We start from the raw sequence: 16,364 nt of genomic DNA, 5'->3' as shown, positions 1-16,364 counted from the left end.
ATGCGCGGCAACATCGCCCAACTGATGCAGCAGGCCCAGAAGATGCAGGAGAACCTGCAGAAGGCCCAGGAAGAAATCGCCAGGATCGAAGTGACCGGCAGTGCCGGCGGTGGCATGGTCAGCGTGACGCTGACCGGTGCCAAGGAGTGCCGCAAGGTGCGCATCGACCCGTCGCTGGCCAGTGACCCGGAGATGCTGGAAGACCTGATCGCCGCGGCGTTCAACGATGCCTCCAACAAGATCGATGCCGAATCGAAGTCGAAGATGGGCTCGGCTACCGCCGGCATGCAGCTTCCGCCGGGCATGAAGCTGCCGTTCTGATCGTCAGCGCGGTGCCCGCGTTGCCGGGTGCCGCGCACACCCATAAAGCCAGAAGCTGCCGTGTCCGCACCCCTGCTTGAACAATTGATCGATGCGCTGCGGGTGCTGCCTGGCGTGGGCCAGAAGACCGCGCAGCGCATGGCCTACCACCTGCTGGAACGCGAACGCGACGGCGGCCAGCGCCTGGCCGAGGTGTTGGCGCTGGCCGTAGAGCGCATCGGCCACTGCGCGCAGTGCCGCGATTTCAGTGAAACCGAACTGTGCCCGACCTGCGCCAACGGTAGCCGCGAGCGCAGCCAGCTGTGCGTGGTGGAATCGCCCGCCGACCGCCTTGCCATCGAGAATGCCACCGGCTTCCGGGGTGTCTACTTCGTGCTGCAGGGGCGTCTGTCGCCGCTCGACGGCATCGGTCCGCGCGACCTGGGCCTGGAGCAGCTGGAGCAGCGCCTTGGCGAAGGCGAAGTGCAGGAGCTGATCATCGCCACCAGCGCCACCGTCGAGGGAGAGGCCACCGCGCATTATCTGGCGCAGCTGGCGCGGGCCCGCCAGGTCCGGCCGAGCCGGTTGGCGCAGGGGCTGCCGCTGGGGGGCGAACTGGAATACGTGGATCGCGGCACGCTGTCGCACGCGTTCGGCACCCGCAGCGAATTCCGCGATTGACGGCCTGGCCCTTTGAAGGGCGGGGGTTGCCTACAATGCAGGCGACATTTCACCGAGGCCGACCATGAGCAACGAAACCCTTTTCAGCAGGATCATCCGTCGCGAGATTCCGGCCACCATCGTCTATGAAGACGAGGACGTGCTGGGCTTCAAGGACATCGCGCCGCAGGCGCCGGTGCACGTGCTGTTCATTCCGAAGAATGAAATCATTCCGACCCTGGACGACCTGCAGCCTTCGCAGGCGCACCTGATCGGCAAGCTGGCCCTGGCGGCGGCCGAGTATGCGCGCCGCGAGGGATTTGCCGAGCAGGGCTACCGCATCGTGATGAACTGCCGCGAGGATGCAGGGCAGACCGTGTTCCACATCCACATGCATCTGCTGGCCGGCGCGCCGCTGGGCCATTTCGGCGCGCCCGGGAAGTAAGCGCCGGCCGGCGCGATGCCGTGCAAGCAGAAGGCCGCCCGGTGGGCGGCCTTCTGCGTCATGCGTACCGGAGGGGGGTTACCACCAGCCCCAGCGGCCGTAGCCCCAGTACGGGCCATACGGGCCCGGGCCCCAGGGGCCATAGGGGTAGGGCACGACGTCGACCTGTCGCTGCTCCGGCCACAGGTAGATCACATCGGCCGACAGCTTCGGCAGGCGATAGTCGTACTCGCCGATGCGGGTGTTCTGGTAGCCATCGATCTTGCCGATGAAGGTCACGTCACGGCCGGGTTCAAACACCGCCGGATCGTAGAAGCCGGAGCGGCAGGCGATGAAGCGGCCGTCGCTGGCATCGGACGAGGTGGTGTTCGGCCGGCCGGAGGCGTTGAGCGGGCGCGAGATCATCTGGAAGCAGGTCTCGCCCTGGCCGGGCTTGGTTTCGATGATGCGGCCACCCCAGCGCACGGGCGTGCCGACCTGCTGGGTAGCGACCGAGTCGCGCGGGGAGACCAGGCTGAACTGTCCCTGCAGCGGCTTTGGGGCCGTGGCGCAGGCCGACAGGGCCAGCGTGGCCACAGCGGTGAGAAGGAACTTGGTGTTCATGGGGAGGCTCCGGAAGTCGGGCGATGCCTGCGCAGGTCCCGCAATAATGAAGCGAGGTCGGTGCAAGTTCCAGCGTAGCGCGCGTCGGCGAAACGCTGGCTGAGTGCCAGCAGGGCCGGATCGGGCCGGCACGCATGGACGCGACGGGCCCAGAGCAGTGCCGGCTCGTGAGGTTCGCGGGCCAGGCCGAGCCGGGCGTAGCGCCGGCCCAGGCGGTGCCAGGCGCGCAGCAGCGGGTCGCGTTCGCGCTCGCCCCGGGCCAGCAGCCATGCCATCCACAGCACGGCTGCCAACGCGGCCATCACGAAGCCTGACAGCAACTGTCCCGGCTTGATGTCGTCCAGGCCCAGGGGCTTGAACAGCTGCTGCTGGCGGCGCGCATCGAAGGACAGCACCAGGTCGTTCCAGCCACTTCGCAGCCAGTCGCCCATCTGACCCAGCTGCAGCCAGCGCTGCTGCAGCGGATTGACGGCGTCTGCCAGCAGGCGATCGTCGAGGGTGTCCAGGATGCGTTCGGGGGCGACGGCGGCCGTGGGATCGACCCGCACCCAGCCCCGTTGCGGCAGCCAGACCTCGGCCCAGGCGTGGGCATCCATCCGCCGCACAACCCAGTAGTCGCCCACCCGGTTGCGCGTGCCGCCGGCGAAGCCGGTCACCACGCGGGCCGGAATGCCTGCGTTGCGCATCAGCACCACGAAGGCCGAGCTGAAGTGCTCGCAGAAGCCTGCCTTGTAGCCGAACAGGAATTCATCGATGGGGTCGCGGCCGGCCACGGGCGTGTCCAGCGTGTAGGAGAAATCGGTGGTGATCCACTGCAGTGCGCGACGTACCACGGCCTCATCATTGCTGCCCGCCTCCTGCCGCCACTGCCGGGCGAGGGTGGCGGTGCGTGGATTGAAGCCGGCCGGCAACTGCAGCGCTGCGTGTCGCAGGTAGGGGGGGAGCGCGCTGTCGAAGTGCTGCGGCGGCGCCGACTGCAGGCGCCACCGGCTCAGCGCCGACAGCGTGCGGTCGCTGAGCAGGCTCATGTCCGCATCCAGCGTGCTGCCTTCCGGCGCACGGGTGGGCAGATCCAGTGCCACCAGCTGGCGGTGGTCGGTCGGTTCGTAGTCGATCTGGTAGTCCCAGCCGCGCGCACCGGCATCGACGATCGCGGGTGGGCGCTGCGTGCGGGCAGGGTCACGGGTCCAGCGTCGGCCATCGAAGTCGGTCAACACCGGTCCTCGCCAGTAGCGCTGGTCCGGCTCGGGTACGGTGCCGAAGAACTGCACCCGCAGCGCAGGTGTGTCGTCGGCCATCAGGTCCAGCCACTGCCCCGGCTCCATGCTGTCGGACAGGCCCGGCGTACTGACCGCGCGTTCGGGTACGCCCCACAGCGGCGTGGACAGACGCGGAAACAGCCAGAACGACGCCAGCGCCAGTGGCAGGCCCAGCGCCAGCAGCCGGCCGACGCCCTTCAGCTGGCCGCGCAACGGCAAGGCATCGGCGTGGCCCTCGCCCTGTGCCAGGCGCTGCAGGGCCAGCAGTGCACAAAGGCCGGCCAGCGCCGCCAGCAGCGTGGTCAGCGGGCCCTGGTCCAGCAGGAAGGCGGCGAATGGCGAGAACAGCGCAAAGCCCAGCAGGCTGCGTGCATCGCGCAGGCTGCGCAGCTCGCTGGACTTGATTGCAAGCATCGCGGCGAGCAGTGCACAGCCGGTATCGCGTCCGGGGCGGACCAGGCCCATCTGCCAGACGATGGCGGCCAGCATGCCCAGCACGAGCAGCAGGCGCACCGGCATCGGCAACACGCGTCGCCACGACAGCGCAGCCGTCAGCAGCGCAGCCAGCGCGATCACCGTGGCCAGCATCGGCGGCAACTGCAGCAGCAGTGGCAGCAGCGCAAGCGCAGCGCTGGCCAGGGTCCAGGTGCGGGCGTTGCGGTCGAGCGTGGGCGCGGCGTCAGTCATGCGGCATCAGCGCCAGCGCGCGCAGGCAGAGATGGTGATGGCTGGCGCCCTGTCCTGGCCCCAGTGGCGGATGCGAGGGCAGCAGCAGGGTGTAGCGGCGACCGCCGCGTTCGGCCATGTCGATCCAGCGCGCCAGGCGTGCGATGCGCGCTTCGGTTGGCAGTGGCGCCAGCGTGTGCCAGTCCAGCACGACCTCGATGCCGACCGGCTTTTCGTACTCACGGACCAGCAGGCTGTCGCGGCGCGCGGAGTGCTTCCAGGCAATGCTGCGTGGCGCGTCTCCGGCGCGGTAGGGGCGCAGCTGGTGCAGCTCTTCGCCGCTGGCGTGGGCGCGGGTGTGCAATGGATCGTTGCCGCGCTCCTGCAGCGCGGGGGCCAACGCTTCGGCCAGGGGATACACCAGCAATGGCTGTTCCGGCCACACCCACGACCACGCACGGACCAGGCCCAACGGTTGCGTGGTGGACAGGCGGATGCGCGACAGCTCCCGCCAGCCGCGACGTTCGCTGGGGACGTCCAGCTCCACTTCGCCGCGCCCCTGTGCCGGCAGCGAGGTCCAGGCCTGGCTGTCGCCCAGTTGCAGGTGCAGCCCCTGTCGTGGCCGCGGATCACGCAGCGACAGGTCCACGCGCAGCCGCAGCGGCTGGCCGGCAGGCACCGGCTCGGCGGAGATCGCATCGATCTGCACGCCCGACAACTGCAGGTGCGCGGCAATGGCGCTGGCGATTGCCGCCGCCGCCAGCAGCAACGCCAGCAGCAACGCGGGGTTGTTGTTGTAGTTCAGCGCACCCAGCAGCATCGCCGACAGCAGCGTGGCGACGAACAGGCCGAAGCGTGTCGGCAGCACGTAGATGCGGTGGCGGTTCAACCGCTGCGGCAGTGCTTCCGGCGCACGCGGGCGTGCCAGCAGCTGCAGCCGCGCCCAGCGCGAGGCCACGCTCAGTCCACCGTGACGGTCTGCAGGATCGCGCGTGCCAGCGCAGGCCCGGAGCTGGACTCGGCTTCGGCCACCAGTCGATGCCCCGCCACCGCCACGAACAGCGTCTGCACGTCTTCGGGAATGACATGGCTGCGGCCGAGCAGCAGCGCATGCGCCCGGGCTGCACGCAGCAGCGCCAGTCCGGCACGAGGCGACAGCCCTACGCGCACGCCTGCATGCTGGCGGCTGCGTGTCAGCAGGGCCTGCACGTAGTCGACCAGCGCGTCGCTGGCGTGGACCTGGCCTACGGCCTCACGCAATGCCCGCACCTGCACTTCGTCCAGTTTTGGCATCGCACGTGCGATCAGGTCGCGGCGATCGGTGCCGCGCAGCAGCTCGCGCTCGGCCTGCGGGCTGGGATAGCCCATCGCCAGCCGCAGCAGGAAACGGTCCAGCTGCGAGTCGGGCAAGGGGAACGTGCCCGACAGGTCCACCGGATTCTGGGTGGCGATCACGAAGAAGGGGGCCGGCAGCGCATGCGTCTGTCCATCCAGTGTCACCTGCTGTTCGGCCATGGCCTCCAGCAGCGCGCTCTGCGTGCGTGGTGGCGCGCGGTTGATTTCATCGGCCAGCAGCACATGGGTGAACACCGGGCCGGGATGGAACTGGAACTGGCGACTGCCTGCCTCATACACCGATACGCCAAGCACATCGGCCGGCAACAGGTCCGAGGTGAACTGCACGCGCTGGAAGCCCAGGCCCAGACTGCTGGCCAGCGCGTGGGCCAGCGTGGTCTTGCCGAGGCCGGGCAGGTCCTCGATCAGCAGATGTCCACCGGACAGCAGAGCGACGAAGGCGAGCCGCACTTCCGGAACCTTGCCCAGCACCAGCGCGTTGACCTGATCCTGGGCCTCCCGCAGGGACTGGCGCAGTTGATCGGTTAGCATGCTGGGACTGGGGGACGAAGCTGGCATGATCGTCTCTGATCTGGAATCTCCTCGATTATCCATAGAGCAATGCAGGGCGAACAGCGCGCACGGACGATTTTTCTCTGGTTATGGACGCTGGTCACAGCGGCCAAGCTGGTGGTGGCCGCGCGCCTGCCACTGTTCGTCGATGAAGCGTTCTACTGGCAGGAAGGCCAGCACCTGGCGGCGGCCTATTCCGATCTGCCGGGCCTGACCGCGTGGATGGCCCGGCTGGGCGTGGAGATCGGCGGTCATCACGTGCTGGCCCTGCGCCTGCCGTTCCTGGCGATAGGTGCGTTGCTGCCCTGGCTGGTTTCGCGCATCGCCACGCGCTGGTTCGGTGCCGTGGCCGGTTGGCAGGCAGGCAGCCTTACTCTGCTGATGCCACTGTCGGCCACGCTGGGGCTGCTGGCGGTGCCGGACGTACCCATGGCGCTGGCGGCCGTGCTGTGCCTGCACGCGGGTGCGCGCCTGCTGCACAACGTGGACGCATCATCGGCGATGAAGCTGGCGTTGGGCCTGCTGATCGGTGCGCTCAGCCACTATCGCTTCATCGGCGTGATCGGCGTCGGCTTCATCGCGTTGCTGGCGTTGCCGCAGGGCCGGCGCATGCTGGCCGATCCGCGGGTCTGGGTCGCGCTGGCCATCGGTGTACTGGCCTGGTTGCCGTTGCTGGCGTGGAATGCGGACAACCACGATGCCGGGCTGAAGTTCCAGGTGGTCGAGCGCCATCCCTGGGCGTTCGAGTGGGGTGGGCTGTGGTTCCTGGTGATCCAGCCGATGCTGGTCACCCCTATCCTGTGCATCGCGATGTGGAAGGTGGCGCTGGCCGGCACGCGCAGCGGTGGTGGTGCGCGCGTGCAGTGGCGCTACTTCGGGCTGGTGGGCGGCGTATCGACGCTGGGCATCTTCCTGCTGGGGTTCTTCACCGATGTCGAGCGCATCAGTTTCCACTGGCCGCTGCCGGGCTACCTGGCGCTGCTGGTCGCGGTACCGGTGGTGCTCAATGGATGGCCGCGCTGGCTGCGCAGGACAGGGTGGTGGCTGGCAGGGCTGGGCATGGTGCTGGCGTTCGGCTACTACCTGATGGCATCCACGCCGGCACTGCGCGAGCAGATGGCCGGCAGCAAGTACTACCCGCGCAATTTCGCCGGCTGGGAGCCGTTGGCCGCGGCGGTCCGCGAGGAACTGCAGCAGATGCCGGAAGGCACGCGTGTCCTGGCCGGCAACTTCAAGGTGGGGGCCGAGCTGGGCTTCCAGCTGGGCGATGGCGATATCGAAGTGTTGCCGCACCCGCTCAACGACAAGCATGGCCGCACGGCGCAGCTGGCGCAGTGGAACCTGGTGCATGCCGGTGAGCGCACCGCGCCCATGCTGCTGGTGCTGTCACCCAGCGACCAGCGGTACCGCGAGCTGCTGGACCGCTATCACGCGGTCTGCGAACAGGTGGGGCCGCTGCCGGCACCACGGATTGTTAGCAGTGACCACGGCTTCCAGCGCTTCCTGCTGTTCCGCCTGCCGGCGCAGCGCGCGCCGGGGCCCTGCGTGACGCCGGCGATGGCGTGGCTGGATGCGCCGTCCAATGGCGAGAAGGTGTCCGGCACGCTGGCGATCCGGGGCTGGGCCTTCAAGGACGGCGTCGGCCTGGCGCGCGTGGAGGTGCTGGTCGATGGCCGTTCGATCGGCGATGCACGCTACGGTCGCGAGTTCGACCTGCGCCCGGCCTGGCCGGACAGCACCGATCCGCAGCATCCGGCCGTGGGCTTCGATGCCAGCCTCGATACCTCCGTGCTGGCACCGGGCAAGCACTGGCTGGGCCTGCGCCTGTACGGCCACGACGGCAGCGTGGAAGCATGGCAGGAGCAGCCGTTCGTGTTGGAGAAGCGCTGAAGGCGCTACCGCGGGGCTCAGGGCACCCGGAATCCGGCCCTGCGCAGCACGCCGCACAGGGCGATCAGGGGCAGGCCGACCAGCGCAGTGGGATCGCGGCTGTCGATGGCTTCGAACAGGCTGATGCCCAGTCCTTCGCATTTGAAGCTGCCGGCACAGTCAAGGGGCTGCTCGGCAGCGACATAACGGGCGATTTCCGCGGCATCAAGATGACGGAAGCGCACTTCGGTCAGATCCAGCGCTGCGAAAGATTCTCCGTCCCGTGTGAGATTGAGGGCGGTGTGGAAGCGTACGGTGCGTCCGGCCATGGCCGCCAACTGCGCACAGGCGGCATCGACCGTGCCTGGCTTGCCCAGCGGCCGGCCTTCCAGATCGGCGACCTGGTCCGAGCCGATCACCCAGGCGCCCGGGTGGCGGGCGGCCACATCGGCCGCCTTGGCCGCGGCCAGGCGTACCGCCAGATCCAGCGGGGCTTCACCGCTCAACGGCGTTTCATCCACCTCCGGGCGCGCGCACTCGAACGGCAGGGCCAGCCGCTGCAGCAGTTCGCGGCGGTAACGGGAGGTGGAGGCCAGGACCAGGGTCATGCAACAATACCGGGGCAGGGTGCGGCAGTCTGGCCCGGCCTGACTGCCAGCGGCAAGCCTCATGTGGCGGGCATTTGACAGCCGCCGCCCGGATCCTTAGTATTCAGCGGCTTATGTCCGCGAACGTGCCCGAAACGCTGGATGCCTGGCGGATGGTTGTAGCGCGAAGGCGCTTCGACGGTCAGGTGTCCCTGGCTGAATTGACCCGCCTGCAGGGGTTGGTCGCAGATACCGACGGCGAGTGCGTGTACTCGCTTGAGTTCGGTCGCGACGACGTCTTGCGGGTATCCTATGTGGAACTGACCATCGACACCGCGCTGCCGCTGACCTGTCAGCGCAGCATGCAGCGATTCCTGTTGCCGGTGAAGGTGACCCAGAGGCTTGGCCTGATCCGCGACGAGGACGAGGAATCGTCCCTGCCGGAGGAATACGAGGCGTTGCTGGTGCCGGAAGATGGCCAGCTGCGTCCGCTGGACCTGGTCGAGGACGAGCTGGTGCTGGCGGTGCCGGTGGTGCCGCTGTCACCCGACGGTGAAGCAGTCGACAAGGACTGGGCACCGAGCGAAGAAGAAACGAAGAAGGCCAACCCGTTCGCGGCGTTGGCGGCGTTGAAGAAACAATAGCAGCCGGTTGTCGTCGGCGGCTGCGGCGAAAGCGAAAAGTGTGCTGGGCGCTGGCGTCCTGTGCGACGAAACGACGAAGCAAAACGAACCGAGTTTGGAGCAATCCCATGGCTGTCCAGAAATCCCGTGTTACCCCGTCCCGTCGCGGCCAGCGTCGTTCGCATGACGCCCTGAGCGCCAAGCAGCTGTCGACCGACCCGACCACCGGTGAAGTGCATCTGCGTCACCACATCACTGCCGACGGTTTCTACCGTGGCAAGAAGGTCATCCAGACCAAGACCTCGGCCGTCGAAGAAGATTGATGTGCCGGGAAGGCCGCTGCCCGACGGGCAGCGGCCTTTGCCTTCTTTCCCCGGGCGTGCCGGTGATCGGCGGCCCGCGCAACAGGAAACATGATGAGCAAGCGGATCTACTCGAGGATCGCGGGCACCGGCAGCTATTTGCCGGAAAAAGTCCTGACCAACGCCGACCTGGAAAAAATGGTCGAAACCTCGGACGAGTGGATCCAGACGCGCACCGGTATTCGTGAGCGGCACATTGCGGCCGAAGGCGAGACCACCAGCGATCTCGGCTACCAGGCTGCGCTGCGTGCGCTTGAAGCGGCGGGCATCGACGCTTCCCAGCTCGACATGATCGTGGTCGGCACGACCACGCCTGATCTGATTTTCCCGTCCACCGCGTGCCTCATCCAGGCCAAGCTCGGTGTGGCCGGTTGCCCCGCCTTCGACGTCAACGCGGCCTGCTCGGGCTTCGTGTTCGCGCTGAGCGTGGCCGACAAGTTCATCCGTTCCGGCGACTGCAGGCACGTGCTGGTGATCGGCGCGGAAACCCTGACCCGCATCGTCGACTGGAACGACCGCACCACCTGCGTGCTGTTCGGTGATGGTGCTGGCGCCGTCGTGCTCAAGGCCGACGAGGAAACCGGCATCCTCAGCACGCATCTGCACTCTGATGGCAGCAAGAAGGAACTGCTGTGGAATCCGGTTGGCGTTTCGGCCGGTTTCAAGGACGGCGCCAATGGCGGCGGCACCATCAACATGAAGGGCAACGACGTGTTCAAGTACGCCGTCAAGGCGCTGGACTCGGTCGTGGACGAGACCCTGGCTGCCAATCGCCTGGACAAGTCGGACCTGGACTGGCTGATCCCGCACCAGGCCAACCTGCGCATCATCGAAGCCACCGCCAAGCGGCTGGAAATGTCGATGGACCAGGTCGTGGTCACCGTCGACCAGCATGGCAACACCTCGTCCGGCTCGGTGCCGCTGGCGCTGGACGCTGCGGTCCGCTCGGGCCGCGTCGAGCGCGGTCAGCTGCTGCTGCTGGAAGCCTTTGGTGGCGGCTTCACGTGGGGTTCGGCCCTGTTGCGCTATTGATAGTGCAAGTTACGACAACGTGAAGTCTGTCGTTGCGGCCCTCCGGGGCCGTAACGCGTTTAAGGAGGTCCTGTCATGGTTGAGCCCATCGTCATCGACGGGCAGCGCGCCTGGCTGAAGCAGTACGGCAAGGGAAGCCGAGCCATGGCCCTGGGCCTGCTCAATTTCGTCGCCCGCCGGTTCCAGCTGGACGCGCTGCGCCCGCCGCCGCACCGGGGCGGAGACGCCGCACGCGAGGTCGAGGCCCGCCGCCTGGGCGAACTGCAGGCACAAGGGGTGAACGTGCCCGACGTGATCGGCAGCGGCCATGCCGCGCTGGTGATCGGGGACAACGGCAGCTCGTTCAACACCTGCCTGCGCGAGGCCGACGACGCCGGGCGGGACCGGCTGGTGATGGCCGCAATGCGGGCACTTGCCGAAGCACACAGCCGTGGCGCCTATTTCGGCCAGCCGCTGCCGCGCAACCTCACCTGGGATGGCGAGCGGGTCGGTTTCATCGACTTCGAGGAAGATCCGCTGGAAGTGATGGATCTGGCCGAAGCCCAGGCGCGCGACTGGCTGATGTTCGGCTATGGCGTGGCCAAGTACTACGCCGACCGGCCTGACTGCCTGCAGGCGATGATGGCCGAGGCGATCGGCACCGTGCAGGCGCCGGTACGCGAGCACGTGCACGCTGTGAGCGGCCGCCTGCAGCGCCTGGCCCGGGTCTGCATGAAGCTCGGACGCTCGGCGCGCACGCTGGCCCATTCGATCTTCATCGCGCACGGCGCCACCACCATGGGGGTGCTGATGGTGGTCGGGCTGTGCATGGACTTCTTTGCCGATGGCGAACTGGACATTCTGCAGTTGTTCTGCTGATTGCATCCGCCGGGCATGGCCCGGCGCTACCGGAATCGTTCGCCGGGCATGGCTTGGCGCTGCCGCAACCGTTCGCCGGCCCGGCATTGCTGGCGCGCTCCATACGCCCTGCATACGCGCACGTACAGACGACACGGCGGATTCACCCTTATCATGGCCCGCTTCGATTGCAACAAGCGGATGACCGCGTGACCGTATCCACCCTCGCTTTTGTCTTCCCCGGCCAGGGCTCGCAGTCTGTGGGCATGGTGGCCGAGCTGGCCGAGCTGCACCCGCAGGTGCGTGAGGCCTTCACCGAGGCATCCGATGGTGCCGGCGTCGACCTGTGGGCGCTGTCCCAGGGTGGCCCGGAGGAAATGCTCAACCGTACCGAATACACGCAGCCGGCCCTGTTGGCGGCGAGCATCGGCGTGTGGCGCGCCTGGAACGCCGTGGGTGGTCCGCGCCCGTCGGTGCTGGCCGGCCACAGCCTGGGCGAGTACACGGCGCTGGTCGCCGCTGGCGCGCTGAGCCTGCATGACGGTGCGCACCTGGTGCGCCTGCGCGGCCAGCTGATGCAGGACGCGGCTCCGGCCGGCGTGGGCGCCATGGCCGCCGTGCTCGGCGCCGAAGACCAGCTGGTGCTGGACGTCTGCGCCGAAGCAGCGGGCAGCCAGGTGGTGGTACCGGCCAACTTCAACTCGCCCGGCCAGATCGTGATCGGTGGCGATGCGGCAGCAGTCGACCGCGCGCTGGCGTTGCTGGCCGAAAAGGGCGTGCGCAAGGCAGTGAAGCTGGCCGTCAGCGTGCCCTCGCATACCCCGTTGATGCGCGAGGCCGCCAACCGTCTGGCCGAAGTGATGGCCGGGCTGTCCTGGCAGGCTCCGCAGCTGCCGGTGGTACAGAACGTCGATGCCCAGGTGCACGACGGCGTGGATGCCATCCGCACCGCGCTGGTCCAGCAGCTGTACCAGCCGGTGCAGTGGACCGGTTGCGTGCAGGCCCTGGCCGCCCGTGGCATCACCCAGGTTGCCGAATGTGGCCCGGGCAAGGTGCTGACCGGCCTGGTCAAGCGCATCGACAAGGCCATCGACGGCCGTTCGCTGGCCACCCCGGGCGACTTTGAAAGCGCCCGCGAGGCATGGTCGGCCTGATCGCCCCTGTTCCTGTCGACCCTGCCAGTGGCCGCTGCACGCGGCGCGGGTGGGGCGGCTGCCCCCGTCTGAGGAAACCATCATGAGCAAGCCCCTGCAGGGTGAAATCGCACTGGTCACCGGCGCCAGCCGTGGCATCGGTGCCGCCATTGCCGATCTGCTGGCCGCCCAGGGCGCCACCGTCATCGGCACCGCCACCACCGAGTCCGGCGCTGCTGCGATCGGCGAGCGCCTGGCGGCCCACGGTGGTCACGGCCGCGCGCTGAACGTCACCGATGCCGCCGCACTGGACAGCGTGCTGGATGGCATCGCCAAGGAATTCGGCCCGATCTCGATCCTGGTCAACAACGCCGGCATCACCCGCGACAATCTGCTGATGCGCATGAAGGACGATGACTGGGCCTCGATCATCGACACCAACCTGACCAGCGTGTTCCGCACCAGCAAGGCGGTCATGCGCGGCATGATGAAGGCACGCAAGGGCCGCATCATCAACATCGCCTCGGTGGTGGGCGTGACCGGCAATGCCGGCCAGGCCAACTACGCGGCCGCCAAGGCCGGCATCATCGGCTTCAGCAAGTCGCTGGCCAAGGAGATCGGCTCGCGTGGCGTCACCGTCAACGTGGTCGCGCCGGGCTTCATCGACACCGACATGACCAAGGCACTGCCGGAAGAAGCGCGCACCGCGCTGATCAACGACATCGCCCTCGAACGCCTGGGTTCGCCGGAAGACATCGCCCATGCGGTGGCCTTCCTGGCCAGCCCGGCTGCCGGCTACATCACCGGCGAAACCCTCCATGTGAACGGCGGCATGTACATGCCGTAAGCAAGGGGCGCACGGATTGCGCCGCAAGTGGTTGATCTGCGTGGATTTTTGCTGCAATGCAAGGGCGCGCCGGTTTCCACTACACTATCCCACGGCCATCGCCCTTGATGGCGACCACTTTTGAACCACAACTCCATCTGGAGCGAGATCCCATGAGCACCATCGAAGAACGCGTCAAGAAAATCGTCGTCGAACAGCTTGGCGTCAAGGAAGAAGAAGTCACCACCAGCGCATCGTTCGTCGATGACCTGGGCGCTGACTCGCTGGACACCGTCGAGCTGGTGATGGCGCTGGAAGAAGAATTCGAGTGCGAAATCCCGGACGAAGAAGCCGAGAAGATCAGCACCGTGCAGGCCGCCATCGACTACATCAAGGCCCACGTCAAGGCCTGATGTCAGACGGCAGTGCGCGTGCGGGCATCCGCCCGGCGCGCACCGCACCCCATGGGGCCGCTGTTGCGGCCCCGTGTGTTTGCGCATCACACCGAAGCAAACCGCGTTGCCCGAAAGCATCTTCGGGTCAGGAGAATCAGCAATGAAGCGTCGCGTCGTCGTAACCGGCCTGGGTATCGTCTCGCCGTTGGGCAATGATCTGGCCAGCAGCTGGGAAGGTATCACCCATGGTCGTTCGGGCATCGGTCCGCTGACCAACGTCGCCGATTCCTACCTGGAACGGTTCACCACCAAGATTGCAGGTGAGGTCAAGGGCTTCGACATCACCGCCGACAATGCACTGTTCGGCAAGTATCGGGTCAGCGGCAAGGATGCCAAGAAGATGGACCCGTTCATCCATTACGGCCTCGGTGCCTCGTTCATGGCCCTGCATGATTCGGGCCTGGAGATCACCGACGCCAATGCCGAGCGCATCGGCGCCATCGTCGGCGCCGGCATCGGCGGCCTGCTCGGCATCGAAGAGCAGACCATCGAATTCCACGAGGGCAAGAAGATCTCGCCCTTCTACGTGCCCAAGACCATCATCAACATGCTGCCGGGCCAGCTGAGCATCATCACCGGCCTGAAGGGCCCGTCGTTCTCGGCGGTTTCGGCCTGCGCCACCTCGAACCACTCGATCGGCACCGCCATGCGCATGATCCAGTACGGCGATGCGGACGTGATGGTGGTGGGCGGCGCCGAGCGCGGCTCCTCGCCGACCGCCGTGGGCGGCTTCTGCGCGATGAAGGCCATGTCCACCCGCAACGACGCACCGGAACAGGCCTCGCGCCCCTGGGACAAGGACCGCGACGGCTTCGTGCTGGGCGACGGTGCCGGCATCCTGATCCTGGAAGAGTACGAGCACGCCAAGGCCCGTGGCGCGAAGATCTATTGCGAGCTGGCCGGCTTCGGCGCCAGCTCCGACGCGTACCACATGACCGCGCCGAGCGAGAACGGCGAAGGCGCTGCCCGCTGCATGACCATGGCGTTGAAGGACGCTGGCCTGAATCCGGAACAGGTGGGTTACCTCAACGCACATGGCACCTCCACGCCGCTGGGCGACCTCGGCGAAACCATGGCGATGAAGACGGCCTTCGGCGACCACGCCTACAAGATGATGGTCAGCTCCACCAAGTCGATGACCGGCCACCTGCTCGGCGCGGCCGGCGGTGTGGAGGCGATCTTCTCGGTGATGGCGCTGCAGGACAACGTCATCCCGCCGACCATCAACCTGCAGGAGCCGGGCGAAGGCTGTGACCTGGACTACGTCCCCAATGAAGCGCGCCAGGCCAAGGTCGACGTGGTGATGTCCAATGGCTTCGGCTTCGGCGGCACCAACGGCACGCTGATCTTCAAGCGCGTCTGACCGGGTTGTCGCGTCGGGCCATGCTCGACCGGACGTGCTCCACGCACAAGGAAGCCGCCGCAAGGCGGCTTCCGTGTATCTGAATTCCCCTGCAGGCCACCATGACCCACGCCCCGCTGATCCACCCGCTGCCGCATCCGATCGATCTGCTGGCCCTGCAGCAGCAGGCGCCGGAACGTTTCCCGCTGCTGATGGAGTCCACCGCTTCCGGCACCGCGCAGGGGCGCTGGAGCCTGCTGTTGGCCGCACAGGGCGACACGCTGCGCCTGGATGCCGATGGTTGCGTGCGCGACCAGCAGGATACGGTGCAGCCCGGCAGCTTCCTGCAGGCGCTGGACCGCGCCTGGCAGCAGGCACGGCTGCCGCACGATGGCAGTCACAGCCTGCCGTTCCGCGGCGGCTGGGCCTTGATGCTCGACTACGAAGTGGCCAGCCAGATCGAGCCGGTGCTGCAGGCGCGTGCGCGCGATGATGGCCGGCCGACGGCACTGGCGCTGCGCTGCCCGGCGGCCGTGCTGCACGATCACCAGAACCACGCCAGCTTCGTCATCGCCGAAGCGGGCGAGCAGGCGCTGCTGGACTCGCTGGTGGCGCTGGCCGCGCAGGCGCTGCCGGAGGCGGGGCAGGGCTGGCAGCCGCCGCAGTCGGTCGGCGAAGACGCGCCGCAGCGCTTCACCGACGGCGTGCGCCGGGTGATCGACTACCTGCGCGCCGGCGATGTGTTCCAGGTGAACCTGTCGCGGCGCTGGAGCGCGCAGTTCGCCACGCCGGTCAGCCCGCAGGCCCTGTACGCACAGCTGCGCCGCGCCAACCCCGCACCGTTTGCCGGCCTGTTCAGTGCGTTTGGGCGGCACGTGGTCAGCTCCTCGCCGGAGCGGCTGGTATCGGTGCATGCCGGCCACGCGCAGACCCGGCCGATCGCGGGCACGCGCCCGCGTTTCGAGGGTGACGATGATGCCGCGCGCATCCAGGAGCTGGTCGGGCACCCGAAGGAGCGCGCCGAGCACGTGATGCTGATCGACCTCGAACGCAACGATCTGGGCCGCATCTGCCTGCCCGGCACCGTGGTGGTTGATGAACTGATGACGGTGGAGAGCTACGCCCATGTGCACCACATCGTCAGCAACGTCAGCGGCCATCTGCGCCCGGAGGTCACCCCCGGCGAAGTGATCGCCGCAACGTTCCCCGGCGGCACCATCACCGGCTGCCCGAAGGTGCGCTGCATGCAGATCATCAGCGAGCTGGAGCAGGTGCCGCGCGGTGCCTATACCGGGGCGTTCGGCTGGCTGAACCGTGATGGCGACCTGGACCTGAACATCCTGATCCGTACCGCCGAGGTGGACGGCCACGAGGTCAGTTTCCGCACCGGCGCCGGCATCGTGGTCGATTCGGACCCGGACAAGGAGCTGGACGAGACCCGTGCCAAAGCGCGTGGC

General features: G+C 67.6%; 18 protein-coding genes. 13 read left to right on the top strand and 5 right to left on the bottom strand.

What is annotated here, in order from left to right; genetic code table 11:
* The 3 genes from AC06FB_RS14070 to AC06FB_RS14060 all read left to right on the top strand — a co-directional run bounded on the left by AC06FB_RS14070 (position 1) and on the right by AC06FB_RS14060 (position 1,405).
* Positions 1–321 (top strand): YbaB/EbfC family nucleoid-associated protein, encoded by a 321-nt coding sequence (locus tag AC06FB_RS14070; RefSeq protein WP_010483846.1) that lies wholly within the window; start codon positions 1–3, stop codon positions 319–321.
* Between the two features lie 60 nt (positions 322–381).
* Positions 382–981, top strand: coding sequence for a recombination mediator RecR (gene recR / locus AC06FB_RS14065; protein WP_053519077.1), 600 nt, complete (start codon positions 382–384; stop codon positions 979–981).
* A gap of 64 nt (positions 982–1,045) precedes the next feature.
* Entirely contained in the window at positions 1,046–1,405 is a 360-nt protein-coding gene (locus AC06FB_RS14060; RefSeq protein WP_128989833.1) for a histidine triad nucleotide-binding protein, read from the top strand.
* Positions 1,406–1,483: 78 nt separating this feature from the next.
* Here AC06FB_RS14060 and AC06FB_RS14055 read toward each other — a convergent pair whose 3' ends face one another.
* From AC06FB_RS14055 to AC06FB_RS14040, 4 genes are read right to left on the bottom strand one after another with little or no spacing between them, the layout of a single operon-like run.
* Positions 1,484–2,008 carry a Slp family lipoprotein gene (locus AC06FB_RS14055; RefSeq protein ID WP_065175952.1) on the bottom strand — a complete coding sequence of 175 codons (525 nt, stop codon included), beginning with the start codon at positions 2,006–2,008 and terminating at the stop codon, positions 1,484–1,486.
* Positions 2,005–3,954: a transglutaminase TgpA family protein gene (locus AC06FB_RS14050; RefSeq protein WP_478053799.1), complete on the bottom strand. Its 1,950-nt coding sequence runs from the start codon at positions 3,952–3,954 to the stop codon at positions 2,005–2,007. Before AC06FB_RS14050 ends, AC06FB_RS14055 begins: the two co-directional genes overlap by 4 nt.
* A complete protein-coding gene (locus AC06FB_RS14045; RefSeq protein ID WP_478053798.1) occupies positions 3,947–4,891 on the bottom strand; it encodes a DUF58 domain-containing protein in 945 nt (314 codons plus the stop codon). The genes AC06FB_RS14050 and AC06FB_RS14045 overlap by 8 nt, the downstream gene beginning before the upstream one ends.
* 2 nt (positions 4,892–4,893) lie before the next feature.
* Positions 4,894–5,847, bottom strand: coding sequence for an AAA family ATPase (locus tag AC06FB_RS14040; RefSeq protein WP_459062711.1), 954 nt, complete (start codon positions 5,845–5,847; stop codon positions 4,894–4,896).
* Positions 5,848–5,889: 42 nt separating this feature from the next.
* Between AC06FB_RS14040 and AC06FB_RS14035 the strand changes: the two genes are divergently transcribed.
* On the top strand, positions 5,890–7,731 hold the full coding sequence (locus AC06FB_RS14035) for a glycosyltransferase family 39 protein (protein WP_478053797.1): 1,842 nt from the start codon (positions 5,890–5,892) through the stop codon (positions 7,729–7,731).
* A gap of 17 nt (positions 7,732–7,748) precedes the next feature.
* On the opposite strand, the gene AC06FB_RS14030 is transcribed toward AC06FB_RS14035, so the two are convergent.
* Positions 7,749–8,318 carry a Maf family protein gene (locus tag AC06FB_RS14030; protein ID WP_053519091.1) on the bottom strand — a complete coding sequence of 190 codons (570 nt, stop codon included), beginning with the start codon at positions 8,316–8,318 and terminating at the stop codon, positions 7,749–7,751.
* Positions 8,319–8,431: 113 nt separating this feature from the next.
* Here AC06FB_RS14030 and AC06FB_RS14025 point away from each other — a divergent pair, with 113 nt between their 5' ends.
* From AC06FB_RS14025 to AC06FB_RS13985, 9 genes are all read left to right on the top strand, one after another.
* Positions 8,432–8,941, top strand: coding sequence for a YceD family protein (locus AC06FB_RS14025; protein ID WP_049404889.1), 510 nt, complete (start codon positions 8,432–8,434; stop codon positions 8,939–8,941).
* 107 nt (positions 8,942–9,048) lie between these two features.
* A complete protein-coding gene (gene rpmF / locus AC06FB_RS14020; protein ID WP_005408308.1) occupies positions 9,049–9,243 on the top strand; it encodes a 50S ribosomal protein L32 in 195 nt (64 codons plus the stop codon).
* 93 nt (positions 9,244–9,336) lie between these two features.
* Positions 9,337–10,314 (top strand): beta-ketoacyl-ACP synthase III, encoded by a 978-nt coding sequence (locus AC06FB_RS14015; RefSeq protein ID WP_478053796.1) that lies wholly within the window; start codon positions 9,337–9,339, stop codon positions 10,312–10,314.
* 75 nt (positions 10,315–10,389) lie between these two features.
* The gene (locus AC06FB_RS14010) at positions 10,390–11,172 is read left to right on the top strand and encodes a BUD32 family EKC/KEOPS complex subunit (RefSeq protein ID WP_065182460.1); all 783 of its coding nucleotides are present in this window, start codon (positions 10,390–10,392) and stop codon (positions 11,170–11,172) included.
* A 188-nt stretch (positions 11,173–11,360) separates the two neighbouring features.
* Complete coding sequence (fabD, locus tag AC06FB_RS14005; protein ID WP_053519097.1) at positions 11,361–12,305, top strand: ACP S-malonyltransferase; 945 nt, start codon at positions 11,361–11,363, stop codon at positions 12,303–12,305.
* A gap of 82 nt (positions 12,306–12,387) precedes the next feature.
* The gene (gene fabG, locus AC06FB_RS14000) at positions 12,388–13,131 is read left to right on the top strand and encodes a 3-oxoacyl-ACP reductase FabG (protein ID WP_053519099.1); all 744 of its coding nucleotides are present in this window, start codon (positions 12,388–12,390) and stop codon (positions 13,129–13,131) included.
* A 152-nt stretch (positions 13,132–13,283) separates the two neighbouring features.
* Positions 13,284–13,523, top strand: coding sequence for an acyl carrier protein (gene acpP / locus AC06FB_RS13995; protein ID WP_053519101.1), 240 nt, complete (start codon positions 13,284–13,286; stop codon positions 13,521–13,523).
* Positions 13,524–13,665: 142 nt separating this feature from the next.
* Entirely contained in the window at positions 13,666–14,928 is a 1,263-nt protein-coding gene (gene fabF / locus AC06FB_RS13990) for a beta-ketoacyl-ACP synthase II (RefSeq protein ID WP_053519103.1), read from the top strand.
* Positions 14,929–15,029: 101 nt separating this feature from the next.
* Positions 15,030–16,364: aminodeoxychorismate synthase component I (locus tag AC06FB_RS13985; RefSeq protein ID WP_478053795.1), on the top strand; the 1,335-nt coding region annotated here is incomplete at its 3' end.

It is taken from the genome of Stenotrophomonas sp. Steno-C15 (genome assembly GCF_056393265.1).
The sequence above is the reverse complement of the archived record's forward strand: the minus strand, read 5'-3'. Positions and strand labels throughout refer to the sequence as shown.